The organism is Paenibacillus polymyxa (assembly GCF_001719045.1).
GTDB lineage: Bacteria > Bacillota > Bacilli > Paenibacillales > Paenibacillaceae > Paenibacillus > Paenibacillus polymyxa_B.
Map to the genome: position 1 here is coordinate 3,858,639 of NZ_CP015423.1, position 21,204 is coordinate 3,879,842.

The 21,204-nt window shown below is 45.2% G+C and carries 19 protein-coding genes and 1 pseudogene; 14 read left to right on the forward strand and 6 right to left on the reverse strand.

Translation table 11 applies throughout. From position 1 onward, the window contains the following. The first annotated feature begins 33 nt into the window (after positions 1-33). From AOU00_RS17245 to AOU00_RS17270, 6 genes are all read left to right on the forward strand, one after another. A complete protein-coding gene (locus AOU00_RS17245) occupies positions 34-1,059 on the forward strand; it encodes a methionine ABC transporter ATP-binding protein (protein ID WP_069291172.1) in 1,026 nt (341 codons plus the stop codon). Beyond that, on the forward strand, positions 1,049-1,711 hold the full coding sequence (locus tag AOU00_RS17250; RefSeq protein WP_069291173.1) for a methionine ABC transporter permease: 663 nt from the start codon (positions 1,049-1,051) through the stop codon (positions 1,709-1,711). The genes AOU00_RS17245 and AOU00_RS17250 overlap by 11 nt, the downstream gene beginning before the upstream one ends. 43 nt (positions 1,712-1,754) lie before the next feature. Further along, complete coding sequence (locus AOU00_RS17255; RefSeq protein ID WP_023987134.1) at positions 1,755-2,642, forward strand: MetQ/NlpA family ABC transporter substrate-binding protein; 888 nt, start codon at positions 1,755-1,757, stop codon at positions 2,640-2,642. Between the two features lie 64 nt (positions 2,643-2,706). Beyond that, on the forward strand, positions 2,707-3,915 hold the full coding sequence (locus tag AOU00_RS17260) for a M20 family metallopeptidase (protein ID WP_069291174.1): 1,209 nt from the start codon (positions 2,707-2,709) through the stop codon (positions 3,913-3,915). A gap of 256 nt (positions 3,916-4,171) precedes the next feature. Next, positions 4,172-5,611, forward strand: coding sequence for a purple acid phosphatase family protein (locus AOU00_RS17265; RefSeq protein WP_069291175.1), 1,440 nt, complete (start codon positions 4,172-4,174; stop codon positions 5,609-5,611). 202 nt (positions 5,612-5,813) lie between these two features. Further along, complete coding sequence (locus AOU00_RS17270) at positions 5,814-7,040, forward strand: RtcB family protein (RefSeq protein ID WP_069291176.1); 1,227 nt, start codon at positions 5,814-5,816, stop codon at positions 7,038-7,040. A gap of 116 nt (positions 7,041-7,156) precedes the next feature. On the opposite strand, the gene AOU00_RS17275 is transcribed toward AOU00_RS17270, so the two are convergent. Next, positions 7,157-8,047 (reverse strand): shikimate dehydrogenase, encoded by an 891-nt coding sequence (locus tag AOU00_RS17275; protein ID WP_069291177.1) that lies wholly within the window; start codon positions 8,045-8,047, stop codon positions 7,157-7,159. Between the two features lie 29 nt (positions 8,048-8,076). Then, a complete protein-coding gene (locus AOU00_RS17280) occupies positions 8,077-9,267 on the reverse strand; it encodes an MFS transporter (protein ID WP_069291178.1) in 1,191 nt (396 codons plus the stop codon). Between the two features lie 216 nt (positions 9,268-9,483). Here AOU00_RS17280 and AOU00_RS17285 point away from each other — a divergent pair, with 216 nt between their 5' ends. From AOU00_RS17285 to aroD, 3 genes are all read left to right on the forward strand, one after another. Then, positions 9,484-10,395: a LysR family transcriptional regulator gene (locus AOU00_RS17285; RefSeq protein WP_069291179.1), complete on the forward strand. Its 912-nt coding sequence runs from the start codon at positions 9,484-9,486 to the stop codon at positions 10,393-10,395. Between the two features lie 130 nt (positions 10,396-10,525). Continuing rightward, positions 10,526-11,788 (forward strand): MFS transporter, encoded by a 1,263-nt coding sequence (locus AOU00_RS17290; RefSeq protein ID WP_081330725.1) that lies wholly within the window; start codon positions 10,526-10,528, stop codon positions 11,786-11,788. A 103-nt stretch (positions 11,789-11,891) separates the two neighbouring features. Next, positions 11,892-12,656, forward strand: coding sequence for a type I 3-dehydroquinate dehydratase (gene aroD / locus AOU00_RS17295; RefSeq protein WP_069291181.1), 765 nt, complete (start codon positions 11,892-11,894; stop codon positions 12,654-12,656). 104 nt (positions 12,657-12,760) lie between these two features. Here aroD and AOU00_RS17300 read toward each other — a convergent pair whose 3' ends face one another. Next, positions 12,761-13,333 carry a shikimate kinase gene (locus AOU00_RS17300; RefSeq protein ID WP_029517614.1) on the reverse strand — a complete coding sequence of 191 codons (573 nt, stop codon included), beginning with the start codon at positions 13,331-13,333 and terminating at the stop codon, positions 12,761-12,763. Between the two features lie 555 nt (positions 13,334-13,888). Here AOU00_RS17300 and AOU00_RS17305 point away from each other — a divergent pair. From AOU00_RS17305 to AOU00_RS17315, 3 genes are all read left to right on the forward strand, one after another. Beyond that, the gene (locus tag AOU00_RS17305; protein WP_061830632.1) at positions 13,889-14,581 is read left to right on the forward strand and encodes a pectate lyase; all 693 of its coding nucleotides are present in this window, start codon (positions 13,889-13,891) and stop codon (positions 14,579-14,581) included. Positions 14,582-14,726: 145 nt separating this feature from the next. Beyond that, positions 14,727-15,764: an aminoglycoside phosphotransferase family protein gene (locus AOU00_RS17310; RefSeq protein ID WP_172828343.1), complete on the forward strand. Its 1,038-nt coding sequence runs from the start codon at positions 14,727-14,729 to the stop codon at positions 15,762-15,764. 54 nt (positions 15,765-15,818) lie between these two features. Continuing rightward, a complete protein-coding gene (locus AOU00_RS17315) occupies positions 15,819-16,817 on the forward strand; it encodes a glycosyltransferase (RefSeq protein WP_069291182.1) in 999 nt (332 codons plus the stop codon). 353 nt (positions 16,818-17,170) lie between these two features. Here the strand turns inward: AOU00_RS17315 and AOU00_RS27145 are convergent, their stop codons facing one another. The 3 genes and pseudogenes from AOU00_RS27145 to AOU00_RS17320 all read right to left on the reverse strand — a co-directional run bounded on the left by AOU00_RS27145 (position 17,171) and on the right by AOU00_RS17320 (position 18,899). Continuing rightward, on the reverse strand, positions 17,171-17,323 hold the full coding sequence (locus tag AOU00_RS27145) for a hypothetical protein (protein ID WP_237166202.1): 153 nt from the start codon (positions 17,321-17,323) through the stop codon (positions 17,171-17,173). A 19-nt stretch (positions 17,324-17,342) separates the two neighbouring features. Then, a pseudogene (locus AOU00_RS27715) lies at positions 17,343-17,516 on the reverse strand (hypothetical protein); the annotation flags it as partial. Positions 17,517-17,690: 174 nt separating this feature from the next. Then, positions 17,691-18,899: an MFS transporter gene (locus tag AOU00_RS17320; RefSeq protein WP_069291183.1), complete on the reverse strand. Its 1,209-nt coding sequence runs from the start codon at positions 18,897-18,899 to the stop codon at positions 17,691-17,693. 216 nt (positions 18,900-19,115) lie between these two features. Here AOU00_RS17320 and cysK point away from each other — a divergent pair, with 216 nt between their 5' ends. Both cysK and AOU00_RS17330 read left to right on the forward strand, forming a co-directional pair. Continuing rightward, on the forward strand, positions 19,116-20,039 hold the full coding sequence (gene cysK / locus AOU00_RS17325) for a cysteine synthase A (protein ID WP_069291184.1): 924 nt from the start codon (positions 19,116-19,118) through the stop codon (positions 20,037-20,039). 132 nt (positions 20,040-20,171) lie between these two features. Further along, positions 20,172-21,149, forward strand: coding sequence for an aldo/keto reductase (locus AOU00_RS17330; RefSeq protein ID WP_069291185.1), 978 nt, complete (start codon positions 20,172-20,174; stop codon positions 21,147-21,149). Positions 21,150-21,204: the final 55 nt, after the last annotated feature.

The following is a 21,204-nucleotide window of genomic DNA, read 5'->3' on the forward strand; positions in this document are numbered from 1 at the left end:
ATACATACATTGTAGACGTAAGGAGGAAGCAGTTTGATAAAGTTTGAACAAGTTAGCAAAATATTTACCTTACCCAATCGTAAGGTAAATGCTCTCGAAAAGGTTTCGTTATCGGTTGAAAAAGGAGAAATTTTCGGCGTGATTGGCTTTAGCGGTGCAGGTAAAAGTACGCTGCTGCGGCTTGTCAATTTACTGGAACGCCCCTCAGAGGGACGAATTGTCGTTAATGATCAGGATGTTACTCAGATACGTCCTAAGGAACTAAGGAATTTAAGAAGACGGATCGGGATGGTATTCCAAACCTTTAATTTGTTTAACTCTCGTACTGTATATGGGAATCTGGCTTATCCTCTAAAACTGGCTAAACTGCCCAAGACACAGGTAGATGCTCGTGTTAAGGAGCTGCTGCAATTTGTTGGATTGGAGGACAAAGCGGATTCCTATCCGGAGCAGTTATCTGGCGGGCAAAAGCAACGGGTCGGCATTGCCAGAGCACTGGCGAATTCGCCCGATATTCTCATCTGTGATGAAGCGACCTCGGCCCTCGACCCGGAAACGACAGAAGATATATTGAGGCTGCTGAAAAAAGTAAATGAAGAGTACCAGATTACGATCTTGCTCATTACCCATGAAATGAATGTGATTCGCAGTATTTGTGACCGTGTGGCGGTGATGGAGAATGGTAGGGTGATTGAGCAGGGCAGTGTGTTCGATGTATTTGCCAATCCACAGACGAAGACGACGAAAAATTTTATTCGCTCTGTACTGAATGATCAGCTTTCACCCAAACTGCTGAACAAGATTCGGGAGCATCATGCCGGCCGATTGTACAGACTTGTTTTTCGGGGTGGGGCGACCAGTGAACCGGTGCTTTCTAGAGCGACACGGAAGCATAATCTGGATTACAACATTGTATATGGAAGTATTAATGAGCTACAGGGAGCGCTGTTCGGAAGTTTAATTGTCGAGTTAATCGGTGCAGACGATGAAGTTAACAAGGTCGTGGAGGAACTACGAACGACGGTGGAAGTCAGGGAGGTCGTCGATCATGAGAGTTAATTGGGATACATTTTGGCTCAAGGTAGTGGAGGCTACAGGGGAAACGCTTTTGATGGTTGTTGTCACGCTGATTTTTGCCAGTATTCTGGGGCTTATGATTGGTTTAGTACTGTATGTGACACGTAAAGGGAGCTTGTTTGAAAACAAATTTGTGTTTATGTTTCTGAATTTGCTGATTAATATCATTCGCCCGATTCCGTTTATCATTTTTTTAGTGGCGATTAGCCCGTTTACGCGTTTAATCATGGGAACCACGATTGGAACCTCGGCGGCTATTTTCCCAATGACTATTGTAGCGGCCTTTGCTGTAGCGAGAATTGTGGAAAATAATCTGGTCTCCATAGATCCGGGCATGATAGAAGCTGCCAAGGCACTGGGTGCGACTCCATTTCAGATCATCACGGGTGTGTTGATTCGGGAAGCGCTGGGACCTTTGATTCTTGGGTTGACGTTTATTACCGTGGCCTTGATTGATTTCTCTGCCATGGCTGGTACGGTGGGCGGAGGAGGCCTTGGGAATCTGGCAATGACCTATGGTTATCAACGATTCGATACCTCGGTCATGATTGTCACGATTGTTTTGCTGATTATTTTTGTACAGGTCGCCCAATATGCGGGGAACTACTTGTCTCGTAAATTTCTACGGCGCTAATGGTAACAGAGTATTATACATAACGATTAAAGGGGAAATGAAAATGAAAAAAATATTTCGCTTGGGTTTACTAGCTATTCTTAGTGTAGCGGTTCTATCTGCTTGCTCGGCTAACGGTTCGGGCTCAAATGCAAATGAAAAAGTACATGTTAAAATCGGGGTTTCAGGATCTGAGGACACGTATTGGGATGTGCTCAAGAAGAAAGCAGAGGCCAAAAACATTGAAATTGAGCTGATCAGTTTCTCGGATTATACATTACCCAATAAGGCGCTCGCCAATAAAGAGGTAGATTTGAATTCCTTTCAACATTTGGCCTTTCTCAGTCAGTTTAATGTAGAAAATGATGTGAATATCGTCCCTATTGGTGCAACGATTATCGCTCCGATGGCACTATACTCTGAAAAATTCAAAAACGTATCGGATATTCCTGACGGCTCAAAAATTGCTATACCGGATGATCCCTCCAATCAGGGACGGGCTTTAAAACTGCTCCAGTCTGCAGGGCTGATTAAGTTGAAGCAGGATGCGGGCCTGTATCCAACCACGGATGAAATAGAAGGTAATCCTAAAAAGCTGGAGATTGTCCCAGTTGTTGCCCAGCAGACGCCGCGCGTCTTGTCTGATGTAGCCGCCTCAGCTGTGAACAGCGGTGTTGCTACGGATGCTGGGCTCAAGCTGGACGGAGCCATCTACAAGGATGATGCAAGCAGCGAAGAAGCGAAGCCATATGTGAACGTGTTTGCTGCCCGTGCGGAGGATAAGGATAATGCGACTTACAAAACGATCGTGGATTTGTACCATGATGCTGATGTAGCCGAGGCGGTAAAACAGGATTCCAAAGGAGCTAACGTCGTGGTAGACCAGTCTGCCGAAGAGCTACAGGCCACATTGGATAAGCTGGTAGCAGATGTTAAAGCACAAAAGAAATAAGAATGTTGAACAGAAGTAGGGTTGGAAGCATACTAATCTATTTTCGAAACGAGGAGAGATTGCGATGAGTACAACGAATACGGTCGATACACATAGACAGCGGATTATTGAGAAAATTGAGGAGTCTCGTCAGCTTTACACGGAAACGAGCCGGTTTATTCATGCTAATCCCGAAATCGGCAATCAAGAATTTCAAGCTTCCCAGGCACTGACGGGTATTTTAGAGCAAGCGGGGTTTGAGGTAACTCGTAATGTAGCGGGACACGAAACCGGATTTGTTGCACGTAAGGCTTCTGCTAGGCCAGGTCCGAAAATCGGATACTTGGCTGAATATGATGCATTGCCCGGTCTGGGCCATGCTTGTGGCCACAATATTATCGGAACCGCAAGCACGGCAGCAGCCATCGCCTTGGCGCAGGTGATCGACGAAACGGGAGGTGAGGTGTATGTGTTCGGTACACCAGCGGAAGAAGGCGGTCCTAATGGTAGTGCAAAAGGCAGCTTCGTGAAGCACGGGCTGTTCGAAGGGATTGATGCTGCACTGATGGTTCATCCATCCGGTGTGACCCGGCTGACCTCACCAAGTCTGGCAGTTGATCCGCTAGATTTTCATTTTTACGGCAAAGCGGCTCATGCCGCAGGATCACCAGAGCAGGGAATCAATGCGCTCGATGCGGTGCTACAGTTGTTCAGCGGTATCAATGCTTTGCGTCAGCAACTGCCGACCGATGTGCGTATTCATGGCATCATTACGCATGGAGGAGACGCGCCCAATATCATTCCGGACTATGCGTCGGCACGCTTTTTCATTCGGGCAAGTACTTGGCAGCGCACAGAGGAGGTTTCCACGAAAGTTCGCCATATCGCAGATGCTGCTGCTTTGGCAACAGGAGCCACTGTGAAAATCGAACGTTTTCAAAATGAAGTGCGTGATTTCATTCTGAACGATACGCTGGACGAGGTTGTAGGTCGTGAACTGGAAGCGCTGGGAGAACAGCTGGATCGTGGCCCTCGTGCCGGACTGGGTTCGACGGATGCGGGGAATGTGAGCCATGTTATCCCGACTGCACATGCTTACATTAAGATCGGTCCAGATGATCTCATCGCTCATACGGTGGAATTCAGGGAAGCGGCTGGCTCTGAACAGGGTGAGGAAGCCTTAGTGACTGGAGCCAAAGCGTTAGCCTTGTCAGGCTTGGAGCTACTGGTGAATGAAACACTACTGGTTGCGGTGAAGGAAGATTTTAAGCGTACGCATTCAGTGGCACAGTAAGCCAAATCCACACAGGGCATAGCAGAGCCGTCTAATATGAGTGTTATAGTTGAAGAGGATATCCTTCAGTCTGGTTGGCTGCATGGATATCCTTTTTCATTTTCTTATAAGCTGCTATCCTTGCTCCTCAATCGCTAGGTCACTCATAACCTCATTTTTACAAAGTACTATATTTCCAAAAACAACGTATTAACAATTGATTGTTATGATCATAATTATAACTTTTACATATTTAACCGCAAAGAGGAGTGTACACATGTTTAAGAAGTTTCAAAAATGGTCAGCAACATCTATGTCTATTGCTCTTATGCTAGGTTTGATTACTGGTCCGTCTGCTTCGCCTGTCTATGCTGAATCACCAGGGAACACAGATGGTATTAGCAAAGTTACAGCTACATTTTATGGAGACACAAAAGGCTCCAAAGGGTTTACCTGGTATACTTCAAAACTGCTCACGAACAGCACTGTTCAAGTAATAAAGAAAACGGATTCAGAAGCTGATTTTAAGAGTGCTATCGCATTCGTAGGCGCTTCTTCTCCATCGACCAATTCTGCAGAAGAGCTTGTCCATAAAGCCGTAGCTACAGGTCTTCAAGCGAACACAACTTATTATTATCGTGTGGGTGATGCAACGCGCGGGATATGGAGCGAAACAGGTACGTTTCAAACGGCTCCTAAGAGCGGTGAATTTACCTTCATTGATCTAGCTGATACACAAGCAAAAAGCGAAGATGAAGCCATATTGTCTTCACAGACGCTCGAAAAAGCACTTCAAACTGTAGGTAATGCTCAGTTTGTAGTCCACAACGGAGATATCGTAGACACCGGTACCAAAGAAGAACAGTGGGACTGGTTGTTGGGACATTCACAAAAAAGTCTTTTGAATACAACCATTGTTCCTTCAGCAGGTAATCACGAGGATGAGAACTACGCTTTTTATGATCACTTTAATATTAATGGACCAGCTGGTTCTGCTACTAAAACAGGAGCATACTACTCCTTTGATTACAGCAATGCTCACTTTATTGTACTGAACTCCAATGAGGACTCAGAGAAATATGCCAATTTTTCTGAAGATCAAGTTGAATGGTTAGAGAAAGATGCTGCGGCAGCCAAAAGGGCAGGTGCAAAGTGGATTATTGTTAACATTCATAAAGGTCCCTATACCACCTCTAATCATGCAACAGACTCTGACATCATAGATAGTAACGGAGTTCGTAACCAGATTGCACCTTTAATGGCTGAGCTGGATATCGACTTTGTTGTGCAAGGGCACGATCATATTTACGCTCGTACGAAACCAATCAATCAAGAGGGTAAAGCAACAACGCCAACAAAAGTAAAAGATACATTAAATGAAAAGACAATTGAATACAGTGTGAATCCAGACGGAAGTATCTATGTCATCCCAGCAACCGCTGGCCCCAAAGTTTACTACAAGAACCCAAGCGAAAAACTTGGAGATAAGTACTATAATCTCTTTGAACTAGCTGAAGAGAATCATGCGGCAGTATATGGCCCAGATCCGAGTGACAATCGTAGACCTACACGAGGACAGGTACAGAATTTTGTTGGCATCACCATAGACGGAAACAAACTTACAGCCGTAACGTATGAAATTGATCAAAACAAAAATGATGCCAAACCTTTTATTGTGGATCAATTCGGAATCATCAAAAAAGATTGGTATAATTGATTTCATAGTTTCTAAATGATTATAAAAGGATATCCTACAGTCTGGTTGGCTGCATGGGTATCCTTTTTCATTTTCTTAGGGGATATCTACTATTGTACTTGTAATACTTACGCCCTGTTCGGAAGCTGGTAAAACGTACATAATGCAATTAACGACTTTACAAGTTTAAACATGGAGTGACTTACAGGAGGATGAAACGACGATGGCTTATCAAGAAATCAATGGAGTACGAGTATGGGGAGCACCTGATCCAGGGGCATTATCTCAAGCCCGTACATGTGCCGAAAACGGCAATGTGATTCAGGCGCTGCTGATGGCAGATCATCATAAAGGCTACAGTCAGCCGATTGGCGGTGTGATGGTATATGACGGACAAATTTCGCCTTCAGGTGTCGGGTATGATATCGGTTGCGGGAATAAGGCGGTAAGAACCAAGCTATTTGCAGCAGATATTATGCCGCGTATTTCAGCCGTGATGGATGAGATTGCACGTCATATTTCGTTTGGCGTAGGCCGTGTGAATGCGATTCAGGTAGACCATGAGCTGTTCGATGACCCGGACTGGGGGGTATATGCAGCGATAGGGAAACAAGAACATGACAAACTGAAGTCCTTAGCGAGAGAACAGCTGGGTACAGTAGGGAGTGGCAATCATTTTGTTGATATATTCGTGGAGGAAGCGACAGGGCGGGTCTGGATTGCCAATCATTTCGGCAGTCGGGGCTTTGGCCACAAAACAGCAAGTGGGTTTCTAAACTTGGCCGCTGGACGAGAGTTTCTCGGAAAGGCGCCGGGAGAGCATATGGATCAGCCGCCTGTGCTGCTGGATATGAACAGTGAGCTGGGGGACATGTACTATCGTGCGATGCGTCTTGCCGGACGCTATGCGTATGCGGGACGTGACTATGTGATAGAACAAGTGCTTGGTATTATGGGAACCGAAGCGGACTTTACTGTGCATAATCACCATAATTACGCATGGAAAGAACAGCATGATGGGCGTGACACCATTGTGGTCCGCAAAGGCGCTACTCCCTCGGCACCTGGCCAGATTGGCTTTATTGGAGGAAGCATGGGCGATATTTCGGTAATTGTGCGTGGAAGAGATACGGTAGAAAATCGGGATTCCTACTATAGTACAGTCCATGGCGCAGGTCGTATTATGAGTCGTACCCAGGCAGCCGGTAAAATGAATTGGAAAACCCGTACACGGAGTGGTGGACAAATCACAGACGTACAGATGAAGGAGGCCGTTCGGAACTATGGTGTCCAGCTGCGCGGAGCCGGTACAGATGAAAGCCCGTTCGTCTACCGTAAACTGCGCGAGGTACTGGATGCTCATTCCGAGACCGTGGAAGTTATGCATGAACTGAAGCCTATTGGGGTATGCATGGCTGGGGCCAATGAATTTGACCCTTATAAGGATTAATCAAAAGACTATGCCTGGCAGAAGTGTTCATTCGCCGAGCATAGTCTTTTGAGTACATGCATGAGTATATAATAGAAGGAATTCATTGCTTAGTGCACTTGTTAGCAGCTCTATGTCTACAGCTTATCAGCAAAAAGCTGTTCTTTAATATAAGCGACTGGCATCTCTTGGCCTGTCCACAGTTCGAAGGCCAATGCGCCCTGCCACAGCATCATGCCCAGACCGTTAATGGCAGTTGCACCTACGGATTCGGCTTGTTCCATCAGCTTGGATTTAGCTGGGCTGTACACTACATCGGTTACGATCAGGTCGGAACGAAGCATGGACACATCTTCAATCACACTTTTGCCTTCCAGCGGTTTCATACCAACACCTGTACCGTTAGCGAGAATATGACTTGTGCGGATCTCTTCACGTAGCTGTTCTTGATTTTCCAATGGATAGATATTCGCCTTGACTTGGGTGTGTTTCATATCTTCATTAATAATACGGACATTCTCTTCTGCACGAGCAAAGAACTGATCGTTACGGGCAAAGATTGAAATTTCAGCCAGACCTGCTTGAGCCGCTTCAATAGCAATCGGTGTAGCTGCGCCGCCAGAGCCGACAAGTGTCATTTTCTTACCTTTGAGGTCAATGCCGTGTTCACGCAAGTTGCGAACATAACCAGATCCATCTGTACTGTAGCCTTTCAGTATACCATCTGTGTTTACGACGGTGTTGACGGCACCTGTAAATTTAGCGCTGTCGTCCAGCTCGTCAAGGTACTGTAATATAGCTGTTTTGTTAGGCATGGACACGTTATAACCACGTATGTTCAGAGCGCGCATCCCCCGTACCACTTCTTCAAGTTGTTCGTTTCCTACTTCAAAGGCCATATACGCGTTATTCAGGCCCAGCTTTTCAAACGCAAGATTATGCATAGCCGGGGACAAAGAGTGTCCGATTGGTGTAGCAAGCAGTCCGATTAATTGTGTTCTTCCGTCAATACGTCCAGCATTTTTCATAATATAAGCCTCCAAGTAATCTGTGTGGTTTAATGAAACACTTTTTTATATCGATAAGCAACAAACAAGGCCAGCAAAATACTGACTACAGCAATCGCAATATCCAGAATGAATACCGAGGTAATTCCCAAACTTTTGGACATGCCCCCGGTAGCCAAAGGCATCAGAATGAACGAAAGACTGGCTGCTATGTTCACGAGAGAAGTCGTAGTGCCTTTGTTCTTGCGGAAAAATTCCGTCATAACCGTGAGGGCAATTTGGAATATGCCTGCGGTAGACAAGCCGATCAGGAATGAACTGATCAAAGTAGCGACAGGATTGTGCCATGTAATTAAAGCCAGCAAAGAAAGCAGGGCAATAAGCGGATATACAATCATGACAGTAATCGGTTTAATGAATCTACCAAGTACCACAGCTAACAGAATAACGGAAACCAATGAACCTATACTATAGTAGCTCAGCAGTTTAATGGCACTGGCTTTGTCCATGCCCAGGGCCTCTTGTCCAAAGGTAGGAAGCCATAGCTGTACGATCATGAACAATACAGTAGAAGTAAAACCGATAATAATCAGAGATAAACCTTCTTGCCAAAACTTAGGCTCGCTGCGGAAAGTATCTGTGGATTGGGCAGCCTCGGTTGAAGCCTTTTGTTCCTCTGCTTTGTGGTTGGGGAAAGCTGTCATCGACAAGAAGATACCGTTCAGCAGATAAATCCCTGCTGGAATAAAGAAGGAGTATCCATAGAACATGTCGTGATTAATAAAGAAAGCAATCATGAATGGAATCACAATGGCACCGATTGAGATGGATGCTTTGACCAGTACCGTTGCAGACCCGGCTTTTTTTCCAAAGCCTTCAATTAATGCAGGATACGTTCCTGCATCCATCATAGAGTTGCAAAGCCCTGCGATAATAGCAAACACGAATGCCAACGTATAGTTAGGCGCAAGCGGAATGCCGATCAGGAAGATTAAATAAGCAAATGATGCAATAACAATGAGTGGTTTTCTTCCGTATTTGTCTGACATTTTTCCGGCTACCCCGAGAGCGAGCAGCTTACCGATCCCAATCGCGGACACCAGATAGCCGATGGCTGCTTTATCCGTGTTCAATTGAACGGTCAGGAAGCTCATATTCGACGATAGAATAACATTGATCATACCCAGAAGAAAATAGTTGATGTAAAGCCCTGCTGCCATTCTGATATAAGGATTTTTCATAAGTGTAACTCCCAACTTAAATTTTAGATCAATGGCCTAGGTAGGCATCGTCCAGCTGTATTACATTACGCCTACAGATAAGTGAAATTATTCACATTCTTTCTATGTCATTATTATATAAGGAGTGTTATTATAAATCCAATGCATATTTTTATCGTTTTTCATAGTTTGGGTCTATAATTTAAAATATGAATTAAAGAAGGAGAGTACATAATTATGAACCTGAAGCACTTACAATATTTTCGTGTACTTGCGGAGATGGAGCATTTTACCCAGGCAGCTGTGCGACTATGTATTACACAACCCAGTTTAAGTCATGCGATTTCAGAATTAGAAAAAGATTTGGGAGTTCATCTGTTCGAGAAGCAGGGGAGAAATATTCGGTTAAACAAATACGGACGATTTTTCCTAAAGTATGTGGAGCACGCGATGGATGAATTAGAAAAGGGAGAGCATAATTTACGAGAGTTAGTGAGTCCAAGCCATGGAAATATAGATTTGGCGTTCATTTACACGTTAGGCTCACACTTCATTCCAGCGATCATTCAAGCCTTTTCAGCTCTGGATGCCCATAAAGATATCTCCTTTTCGTTTCACCAAGGGAATACGAACGATATTATCCAGGGGCTAAAGCAGGAACATTATGATGTGGCGTTCTGCTCTCACATGGAAAATGAACCGGATGTGGAGTTTATTCCGTTGGCTCAGCAGGAACTGGTTGTCATTGTTTCGCCTGATCATCCACTGGCGTCTCTAGACCAAATTGATCTTAAGGATACGGCAGATTATCCGGTGATCTTCTTCAACAAAAAGAGTGGGGTGCGGCCCATTATTGAAAATTTGTTCGCCAAAGCGGGTGTTACGCCACAGATTATTTGCGAGATTGAAGAGGATACAGCAATGGCAGGACTGGTGTCTGTCAATTACGGAATTGGGGTTATGCCTCGCATTTCATCGTTAGATTATTTTAACGTCAAAACATTGCCTATTGTAAATCCAGAATACGAGCGTTTTATCTACCTAGCCAGCATCAAAAATAGATATTTATCCCCGGCAGTAGTGGACTTTCGGAACTTTGCACTAAGTTACGGCAAGGAGTTCTATCTGAAAACGCATCAGCGCGTCTAGGCTGAGCTCCCGCAATATTTAAACTTGATAAATCTTAAAATGTGTTCTATACTTCATCATCGACACAGGTAATGTGAAATGATTCACATTTTTGATACTACAAGACTTACTTACAAAAGCAGGTGAATTCATGATGAAACGTTCTTCTTTTCCAGTGGCGACAGGCCTTTATGTAAACTATCTTTTGTTCGGCATGTTTAATATTATGCTAGCGTCCCACATGTCTTTTTTAACAGAGCATTTGCATACAGATCAGGCGGGCATCAGTCTCTTGGTTTCTGCGATGGGATTTGGCAGGCTGTTTACGCTGTACATATCCGGCGTGCTCTCCGACCGTTATGGTCGTAAGCCGTTTATTGTGGCAGCAGGGCTACTGATGGCTGTATTCTTGGTCGGTATACCGCTGAGTCCCAGCTTTGAGATGGCGATCGTACTGGCAGTGCTGGCAGGTGTAGCGAATTCTTTTCTTGATTCAGGTACTTATCCAGCGCTGATCGAAGCTTTCCCCCAATCCTCTGGTTCGGCTACAGTGTTAGTGAGAGGTTTTATATCCGTCGGGGCGGCATTTTTGCCGTTAATGATTATCTTTTTTATGAATCACGACATTTTCTACGGGTTCTCTTTCTTTTTACCAGCCCTCATATTTGCTTTAAATGCAATTTACTTGTTCAAGATGAAGTTCCCAGACATGCGGGTTCAGTCACCCAAGAAGCCAGTTGGTGATACTTCTGTATCAAGCGTTGAGCAAACGGGAAAATTGGAGACAAATGACCGAAGTAAGCCGCGGTTTTGGCAGGAGGGGCTATGTCTTATCTTGCTCGGATTTACGGGACCTACCTTGCTTTATATTGTGCAATTATGGTTGCCTACTTTTGGACAACAGTTTATCGGTATGACCGAATCAGAGTCTCTCAGATTATTAGTTTATTACAATGTCGGTTCGCTGATTTCCGTGTTTGTATTGGTAATTGTGTTAAGAAAATGGGTTAAACCTGTTCACATTATTCTTATTTATCCATGTATTTCCTTGTTGGCTTTTGGAGCGCTTCTTCTTTTCAAGTCAGGGGCGGCGGCCATTATTTGTGCGAGTGTCATTGGGTTTTCAATATCGGGTGTACTCCAGCTGACGTTAACTGTAATGAGTGAATTTTTTAGTCAACGAAAAGGACAGATTACTGGGTTTGTTTATACAGCAACCTCGCTGTCATACACGATCATTCCTGTGTTTACAGGCTTTCTTTTGAAACATTCTCAGATATCGAGTGTTTTTATGCTAGCTATTATTGTGAATGTGCTAGGGATCGTACTGGCGGTGTTTGTTAATTTTCGGTACAGTTTAGTTTTTCCAGCAAGTCGCAAATTGTCCCCTAAAATCGTACTGGATACCAAATAAATGACGACAGGACCTAATCATCTGCATGCTTATTCAGAATGCGTTATACTATGAATTATTGTACATGTTCGACCTGAAACTGTAATTTGGGAGTGAGATAGAGATGGCTAAAATCGTAAAGGTGAGAGATGTTCTGATCGGTGAAGGAGCGCCAAAAATTTGTGTGCCCATGGTGGGAGAAACGTTGGAGCAGTTGAAGGAAGAGGCCACTTATTTGCGTACGCTCGACCTGGATATCGTGGAGTGGAGAGTCGATTTTTTCGAGCATGTGGAGGATTTGAAAAAGGTGAAAGCTGCCTTACATGAAATTCGGTCTATTTTAGCAAATATTCCGCTCGTATTTACGTTCCGTAGCGCTCGGGAAGGCGGAGAAAAGGAAATCAGTGCGGCGAGTTATGTGGAATTGAACCGTACAGTAGCCGAAACGGGACAAGTTGAACTTATTGATGTAGAGCTTTTTAATGAGGAAGCTGATGTGAAGACGCTGGTAGAAGCAGCACATAAGCATAACGTATATGTGATTATATCTAATCATGATTTTCATAAGACGCCGTCGAAGGAGGAGATTGTGTCCCGGTTACGCAAGGCGCAGGAATTAGGAGGCGATCTGCCTAAGATAGCAGTGATGCCGACCAATACAGCCGATGTTCTCACTTTGCTGGATGCCACACGTACCATGGCAGAAGAGCATGCAGATCGGCCGATTATTACGATGTCGATGGCGGGGAAAGGTGTCGTGAGCCGCCTGACCGGAGAACTGTTTGGTTCGGCTCTGACCTTTGGTGCTGCTAAGAAAGCTTCCGCTCCGGGGCAGATTCCTGTCACTGAACTGAGAGAGATATTGACGGTGCTGCATAGCCATTCTTAAAAGATGGATAGCATTACTCGCCAGTCAGTAATATATTCGTAGTGAACCAAAAAGGAGGGCCCCATGCGGTAAGCATGCTGGAGCCCTCCTTTTTGGTGTAACTCTTAATTCAATCCCCGAGTAGGTTCATATAACTCCCAACCTAGATTCAGCGTTTGAATAATATAGTCTGCGACTTCTTCCGCATCCAACTGATCCGTATCGATCTTGGAGTGATTCACCGCGTAAATGTCCTGTCTGGAACGGAAAAGATCTTCAATTTCCCCTAAAGTCTTGTTTTGTAGATTGGGGCGGGTGTCAATCAGCATCTTAAGCCGATCTTTCCAGGAATCCCAATTCAAATCCAAGAAGAAAACAATCGATGAAGCCAAACAAGCTTGCTTCACCTCTTCCTGTAAAAATGCACCACCGCCAACGGAAATGATTTTAAGGCGTGTGTTGCTGCACAGCTTCAAAATATGCTCTTTTTCAATCTCACGGAAACGTTTCTCTCCATAAGTTTTGAAAATCTCGGTTGTTGGCATGTTGTACTCTTGTTCAATCTCCTGGTCAATATCCACGAAATCGCGATACAGCTTGCGCGCTAGATGGGAACCGATCGTTGTTTTGCCTACACCCATAAAGCCGATGAGCACAATATTTTGTTCTTTTAATGGAATCTCACTATTGTTTTGCACGATAACCACTCTTTTCTCACCAGTAATGTTGAGATGTAACGCTTCAAAGCACTAAATACATTATACGTTCATCCAACGTGTCATTCAATAGTATAGATCACATCAAAAATAAGGTATAGGACGGAAAAGAGCTTGTGAATACCATTATAGTGATCTAGAGTAAGTCAACGAGACTAGATATTCAAGTCTTGTAATGCGTAAATTGCTGAAAGGCAACTTTGTACAAGTATAAAAAAGGCAAAATTGTGTACTTAATTGAAAAAAAGCATGTATTTTGCCGAAAAATATATTGAAATTACTGGAAGTAGGATTATAATAGAATTATACAAATTGTAAATGTAATCGCTCTATTTACAATTTGTGTGTACCTGAATTTATAGAATGTAGTTACTTTGAACCAAAAACCAAGTATACATATGCAAATAGTATAATAATGCTTTATAGACATGTATCGGTCAATGGGTTCATTGTACGAAGGTGGTGATACGGTCTACGCGTTCTAGTCAACGAAGAATTGGAACAATAAAAAAGTATCTACGAGAGGGATGAATTGAAATGAAAACAAACACAGCTAAAGTATTGAAAAAGGGAATCAGTATCGCTTTATCAGGAATGTTGGTCGCTTTATTTGTCGGCAATTATTCTGCACATGCAGCACCAGAAGTCGTTCATAAGACCATACTTGTTAAAGCTGGAGAAGTATACGATGGTAAAGGCAAGACTGTAGTGGCTGATCCCGATACCTTGGGAGACGGAAGCCAGAAAGAGGCTCAAAAGCCTATTTTCAAGCTTGAAAATAATGCAACTCTGAAAAATGTGACCATCGCTGCCCCTGCTGCGGATGGTGTGCATGTATATGGCAACGGAACTATTTCCAACGTAACGTGGGAGGATGTAGGTGAAGATGCCTTGACGCTTAAAGAACCAGGCACGGTAAACATTACGGGCGGTGGAGCGTTCCATGCGTACGATAAAGTATTCCAAATTAATGCCGAAGGCACGATTAACATTAAAAACTTTAGAGCCGATGATATCGGAAAGCTGGTTCGCCAACTTGGGGGCTCTACATTCAGAGTGAATATGACTTTGGATAACTCGGATATTTCCAATGTAAAGGACTCGATCCTGAGATCGGATGGTCCTAACAGCAAAGCTAAAATTACGAACACTCGTTATCACAATGTGAAACAATTGTTCAAAGGCTTTAAGTCTGGTAATACGAGCGAGTCCGGCAATACTCAATATTAATCGGTATAGAATAGAGTAAGGATAGGAGTATGGATGTGATAAGGGGCTGCCAACAGGTCGCGTGATCTGCTTGGGCAAGCCCCTTTTTGGGTACAGCGAGTTACCCCAAGATGATCTGGGCTTCGTTCGGAACGAGGACTATGATATGATCGTGCTATTACATTTTATACAAAAAAGTTGGGTGGCTATGAATCCTTTTCATCAATATGTGAATGTTGACGGCACCTTAAATGATACGCTGGTGCGGAATCGTGAGGTTTTATATACAGGTACGAATGGCCGGCATGTGGAACGTTTTTACGTTTCCTCCTCTGAAAGTTATATATTTAAACCGCTAACCAACGATGGTCAGGAAGGGCGTGAGAGATGGGTGTATGAGCATGTGCTTCCTGCGTTATCACCGATCTATCCTCGATTGCTAGCCTGGTCTGATGCAGGTGCGGATGGCGGAGGAGAATGGATGGTTTTTGAGGACCTTGGTTCGTTACATCATCTACACGCAGACGAAACTTTATTGCGAGCTGTTGGACTTGTTGCATGGTGGCATGCTTTGCCGACAGATCGTTTTGCTGGGATGCCGTTACGGGGACCAAAGCCACTTATTCAGGAGATGGTTTCCGAGCTATACACGCGCAAGCCGGATGTGTTAAAGCTTTGCAGCTCACTGGGTTTATCTAAGCAACAGATGCGGCGTATATATGTACAGCTGGAGCATGTATCTTTTTCACAGCAGCTTGTACTGTCTCATGGTGATCTTCATCCGGGGAACTATGCGCTGAGCGGGGAACGGCTTATGGTACTGGATTGGGAGCATGCTCATCTGAACACACCGCTGTGGGATGTATATCATCTGATCGATATGTCCCATCCGTTGTTTCCCCGACGCATGACGTCCGAATTGCGTATTCGTATGCTGGACACATACGTGGAGCAGCTGGAGCTGTTGGGGAAAAGAGTGGATCGAACGGCATTTATGCTGGAATATGGCATGTTTGCGGTGGTATTTTCGCTCTGGATGCTGTTGTTAATCACAAGTGATTTGCAAAGGATTGGAACGAACCTGCATAGAAACGCCGACAAATGGTCAAAAGAGCAATTAGAGTCCCAGTTGGATGAAACGTTAGCCTGTTTGAACCAATGTGCAGCAATGATGGATTGGGGACAAGCCCAACAATGTAGATAGTAGCTTAAGACATAGACTGTGTTTAGTTAGCTAAAGAAGGTAGGGAATATATCCATGAAAAAAGTCGGTTTAGTCATGAGAAAAATACAATTTGCTGAAGCGCAGGGTCCACGTATTTTCGCAGAGCGTCTGAAGCAGATCGGGTTGGAATTGGGGGTGGACATCGTATTTGTCTCACCGGAGCGCCATGTGAGCAGCCATGACTGGCTTCCGGGCTATGAGCACGAAAAGGGCGACCTGGTCAACTATGACGTCGTACTGGACCAACTCCATGAGCAGCAGATTGAGCACGTTATTTATACGGTATCTGGCTTTACCTATTTAAATATGTTTTTTAAAAACAGCGTGCTTTTTCCGCATAGTTTTCCAGATCCGGCGCTTACAGGCTATGAGATGATGAAGCCTTTTTATCAGATCGTGGACAAGGCTATTGTACAGACTGCCTTTCTCAAGCAGGAGATGGCTTCGAAGTTTGGCGTAACCGATGTGACAGTCATCCCGATCGGATTCAATGAACGTCTGGTGGAAAAGCATTTTGATTCCTCGCAAGTGATAGAGAACCGGGTGATGTGGATTGGTAGAGATGAGGAGAACCGACGTCCGGATTTGGTACTGGAGTATGCGAGGCATAATCCTGACAAGGATGTCTATATGGTATTTGGCGGTGAACGCTACAAGGAAAGTATGAAGAAGTACGATATCCCGGACAATGTTAAACTTCAATTTGCGTTGACGCAAGATGAGGTGTTTGCACTGATGAACACGGCGAAGGTGTATTGGAGCTGCTCCAAATTCGATACATTCGCAATGCCGCTGACCGAAGCGCTCGCTATGGGGAAAATCGTCGTGAAGCCAGAGCATCCTTGCTATGGACATATCAGCTCTACGCATTCTTTTTCAGGGAATGAGAAAAACTGGTTCGAGCTGGTCAATATGGCTGCCGCCTCACCGCGTCGGGTTTCTACAGAAAATCAGGCATACGCCATGGAACAGTTTTCAAGTCAGGTGATGAAGCAGGGCTATCGGGACTTTTTTGATCATTGGTTAAGCTGAACGGCGAGGCAAAATACTATGGTTGCAACAAGCGTCTGAATGTCCAGTGTGAAATAAAAATAACCCGCAAGGTAGTCACTTTTTTAAAAAATGTCCATCTTGCGGGTTACGGTTCATTGTGTTTTTTCAAAGGGGCTTTGTAGTGTTTGCAACCAGGTTGCGCCTTTTATTGGCGAATTCTTTGACTTATCGTTTGGACTTTACTGGAACTGGGGTTCCTTTTTTAAATCGAGTCGGTCTTCTCTGAATTCTGTTAATGCCGGAGTCCTCCGATTTGGAAGGTAACGCTCTACGAGTTGTCTTTGTTGTCAGTAAGCTTTGGTTGGTTCTGCTAAACTCAACAGTGTAATTGTCTACAGATGAATCAATGGCAAGGCGGCGCATCCCCACTCGTCTGGATGATCCTCTGCTATCGTTCCAACACCAATGAAAATCATGGCTAGTATTTCTCGGAAGCCATGTGCGGTACGTGCCACGCCATGTATTTCTGGAGTGATCTTCAGCATAATAATAGAATGTGGTTCCCCCTACAGACCCGCTCCATATTTCTCTCGTATCACCAGGCTCTAGCCGATACCAGCCCATTTTAGAATAATTCATGGGATGACAGTCGGAATCAGGATAAGCATAGGCAGCAAAGATCGTGTTACTCGTGTGGTTTGTAAAAAAAAGGCTCATCATACACACTTTTTTCCTCATAAATTTGTATTGCAATGCATACTATGAGGAATTTAGAAGAAGAGAGTGGACAATATCTCTCAATCTATGAAAAATGAACCAATCGTTTACGTCCAACTTGCTGTTTTTAGAGATATGCCGCCATTTATTGTTCTCCGGTTGATAGCTGTACACTGTCCAACAAACAGAACGATTCTATGACTGTATCTCCGCTGTTGCTTCAGTATGAGCCGTCTTACGATCCACAATGTAGCTAACTATCATGAGTAGCAGACCGCCGACAGTGATTAGCGATGCAACCCATGGAATAGCGGCTAGCCCCATTTGATTAATAACGACTCCCCCGATAAAAGCGCCGCCTGCGTTACCCAGATTCAATGCGGAATGACTGGAGGTAGAAGCAAGCAAAGGAGCCTCATAGGCCAGATTCATGATGCGAACCTGAATACCCGGCATGATGCCGAACGCAGCAATGCCCCAGATAAAGACGGTAATGACGGCCAATACCTGGCTTTGAAGCGTAAATGTCAGAATGGCCAAAATAATAGCCAGTACAGCATAGTTTGCGATCAGAGATGGAAGTAGTCTCCAATCCGCAAGCTTGCCGCCAACGATATTGCCGATCGTTACCCCTAGGCCAAACAGGACGAGAATCCAGGTAATGCTATGTTCGGCAAAGCCACTAATGTCCGTAAGCAAAGGCGTAATGTACGTAAAGACAGTGAACAGACTACCACAACCGACTGCACCTGTGAGCAGCATCAGCAGCACTTTTGGATTAAACAGGCTTTTGACTTCTTGTTTGAGACTGGAAGGCTTGTCCTGGTGAATTACCGGAATGTAACGAATGATACCAAAGAGAGAAATCAAGCCGATGACCACAATAGCTCCAAAGGAAGCACGCCAGCCGAGTTGTTGTCCGATAAAGGTTCCAAAGGGCACACCAATAATGTTCGCCACGGTCAAACCGGTCAGCACCATAGAAATGGCACCCGCGCGCTTGTCAGGACGAACCAGTCGGGCAGCGATCAGGGAACCGGCTCCCAAAAAGGTTCCGTGCGATAATGCAGTAGCCATACGGGCCGCAATCAGAAATTCGTAATTGGGAGCAATGACGGAAAAAAGATTGCCTAAAATGAATATGGTCATTAGTAGGCATAGCAGCTTTTTCTGCGGAACCTTATGGGTTAATACAGTAAGCACAGGCGCACCAATGGCTACACCAAGCGCATAACTGGTGATTAACTGCCCGGCTTGCGGAATCGTAACATGAAGATCATGGGCTACATTGGGCAGTAGTCCCATAATGACGAATTCAGTCATGCCGATGGCGAAGGCACCAAGGGTCAACCATAGCAAGGAGGGGGGAAAGCGATTTGCTGTCATATTTTGTTGATTACTCATAAGTGTCTTGTATCCTCCTGGAAAAATAGTAATGCGAGTATATCATTACAGGCGATATCTGGCGACCCATTTTGCAAGAATTTTACATACTAAGCTGATGAGTTTTATGTAATTTACAAAAGCGACAGGTAGGAAGGAGCCAAGTATGTTATTTTGGTAGTATGATATTAAGATCGTAAATGACGCTGTAAGGAACGATCTAAGGAGGATACAACGATGGCACCTAAAGTGGTACAGAGTATTACAGATTTAATAGGAGATACACCTTGTGTAAGACTCCAACGGCTCACAGGGCCGCAGGATGCGGAAGTGTATGTGAAGCTGGAGTATTTTAATCCAAGCGGCAGTGTTAAAGATCGGGCGGCGGGCAACCTGATTGCCGAGGCTGAAAAGGCAGGACATCTAAAGCCGGGAGGCACCATTATTGAGCCGACGAGTGGCAACACGGGAATTGGTCTTGCGATGAATGCGGCAGCCCGAGGTTACCGTGCGGTTTTGGTGATGCCCTCGAATATGACGAAGGAACGGATCAATATTTTGAAAGCCTACGGGGCTGAGGTTGTACTGACACCAGCGGAAGAACGGATGCCAGGAGCGATTCGCAAGGCACTCGAACTGGGGGCTGAAATTAAAGGGAGCTTTATCCCGCATCAATTTGAAAATGAGGCAAATCCCGATATCCACCGTACGACGACGGCACTGGAAATTTTGGAACAGACGGAAGGGAAGCTGGATGTGTTCGTCGCTTCTTCGGGAACGGGCGGTACCATTACGGGAACAGGTGAAGTGCTACGTCAGCATTTGCCGGATCTGCGGATTGTTGTAGTTGAGCCGAAGGGTTCGCCAGTGCTATCTGGAGGAAAACCCGGTCCACATAAGCTGGTTGGCACCAGTCCAGGCTTTGTTCCCACCGTGCTGAATACGGAAGTGTATGACGAAATCGTGCAGGTTTCCGATGAGGATGCGATTGCAATGACACGAGCGATTGCTGCCCAGGAAGGGATTCTGGTTGGTCCCTCTAGCGGAGCTACGATATGGACGGCGATTCAGGAAGCGCGGCGTTTGGGAGCAGGCAAACGGGTACTTTGCATTGCCCCGGATACCGGAGAACGTTATCTGAGCATGGGGATATTCGGATAAAAAGATGTGGATGGGGACCAAAGTGATACACGACCGTAAGTAAGTGGTAAAATAGGTGTGTGATAGCGGTTCCACGAACTATTCATATGTGGATGAAGCAGGGAATATTTTGAGGGTTGAAGGAGGAGCAGCATGAAGATTATGCCTTTACAGAAACGTGGAATCTCCGATAGTCGGCTGGCGCTCGGTTGTATGCCTTTTGGTGGAGAATGGAGCCATGCACCGTTTACGCAGGAGCATGTCGTTGAAGCGGAAAGAGCTGTAGAAGCCGCACAATCCATTGGGATTACGATGTTCGATCATGCGGATATCTATCGTATTGGGAAAGCGGAAGAGATTTTCGGCCGGATTTTAAAGGGACAGCCGGGCTTGCGTGAACAAATCGTAATTCAGTCCAAATGCGGCATTTTTCTGCCAGATGGTACGCTCCCGGGCCGCTTTGATTTCTCATATGCTCATATTATGGAGTCCGTGGATGGTATCCTGAAGCGTCTGGGTACCGAATATTTGGACATCCTGCTGCTGCATCGCCCTGATCCGCTGGTAGAGCCGGAAGAAGTAGCGAAGGCGTTCAGCGAGCTTAAGACATCTGGCAAAGTACGGCATTTTGGCGTTTCCAATATGAATGTAAGCCAAATTCGGTTTCTGGAACGGAGCCTAACGGAGCCGCTGATCGTTAATCAGCTGGAAATGAGCCTGGCCCATCTGCATTTTATAGATCAGACAGTACATGTGAACCAGCAGGCAGGGACAAATGTACATTTTGGCGAAGGTTTGCTGGAATATTGCCAAACCGAGGATATTCAGCTCCAAGCCTGGGGACCGCTGGCGCAGGGACGTTTTAGCGGAGGTCCTTTGGAAGGGCAGCCTGAGCATGTCGTTAAGACGGCAAAACGGGTGCAGAAGCTAGCTTCTGAAAAGGAAACGACACGTGAGGCGATCGTCCTTGGCTGGCTTATGAAACATCCGGCACGGATTCAGCCCGTCCTTGGCAGCGCCAATCCTGAACGAATCAAGGCATGTCAGGATGCGGAACGCCAGAGCGAGCTGATGACCCGTGAGGAATGGTATGAATTGTATGTCAGTGCGCGCGGACAAGCCTTGCCGTAACTGGTACTGCGGACCCGTTTGTTACAGCAGGCGTATGTGGATGTAAGTGTATGAC

Bases quoted from the DNA above. Each gene is read 5' to 3' on its own strand.
- AOU00_RS17265 (WP_069291175.1), top strand. From the start codon at position 4,172: ATGTTTAAGAAGTTTCAAAAATGGTCAGCAACATCTATGTCTATTGCT.
- AOU00_RS17280 (WP_069291178.1), bottom strand. From the start codon at position 9,267: ATGAAAAATCCTTATATCAGAATGGCAGCAGGGCTTTACATCAACTAT.
- AOU00_RS17275 (WP_069291177.1), bottom strand. From the start codon at position 8,047: ATGAAAAATGCTGGACGTATTGACGGAAGAACACAATTAATCGGACTG.
- AOU00_RS17255 (WP_023987134.1), top strand. From the start codon at position 1,755: ATGAAAAAAATATTTCGCTTGGGTTTACTAGCTATTCTTAGTGTAGCG.
- AOU00_RS17320 (WP_069291183.1), bottom strand. From the start codon at position 18,899: ATGAGTAATCAACAAAATATGACAGCAAATCGCTTTCCCCCCTCCTTG.
- AOU00_RS17305 (WP_061830632.1), top strand. From the start codon at position 13,889: ATGAAAACAAACACAGCTAAAGTATTGAAAAAGGGAATCAGTATCGCT.
- AOU00_RS27145 (WP_237166202.1), bottom strand. From the start codon at position 17,323: ATGCTGAAGATCACTCCAGAAATACATGGCGTGGCACGTACCGCACAT.
- AOU00_RS17330 (WP_069291185.1), top strand. From the start codon at position 20,172: ATGAAGATTATGCCTTTACAGAAACGTGGAATCTCCGATAGTCGGCTG.
- AOU00_RS17270 (WP_069291176.1), top strand. From the start codon at position 5,814: ATGGCTTATCAAGAAATCAATGGAGTACGAGTATGGGGAGCACCTGAT.
- AOU00_RS17310 (WP_172828343.1), top strand. From the start codon at position 14,727: ATGATCGTGCTATTACATTTTATACAAAAAAGTTGGGTGGCTATGAAT.
- AOU00_RS17315 (WP_069291182.1), top strand. From the start codon at position 15,819: ATGAAAAAAGTCGGTTTAGTCATGAGAAAAATACAATTTGCTGAAGCG.
- aroD (WP_069291181.1), top strand. From the start codon at position 11,892: ATGGCTAAAATCGTAAAGGTGAGAGATGTTCTGATCGGTGAAGGAGCG.
- cysK (WP_069291184.1), top strand. From the start codon at position 19,116: ATGGCACCTAAAGTGGTACAGAGTATTACAGATTTAATAGGAGATACA.
- AOU00_RS17260 (WP_069291174.1), top strand. From the start codon at position 2,707: ATGAGTACAACGAATACGGTCGATACACATAGACAGCGGATTATTGAG.
- AOU00_RS17285 (WP_069291179.1), top strand. From the start codon at position 9,484: ATGAACCTGAAGCACTTACAATATTTTCGTGTACTTGCGGAGATGGAG.
- AOU00_RS17290 (WP_081330725.1), top strand. From the start codon at position 10,526: ATGATGAAACGTTCTTCTTTTCCAGTGGCGACAGGCCTTTATGTAAAC.
- AOU00_RS17250 (WP_069291173.1), top strand. From the start codon at position 1,049: ATGAGAGTTAATTGGGATACATTTTGGCTCAAGGTAGTGGAGGCTACA.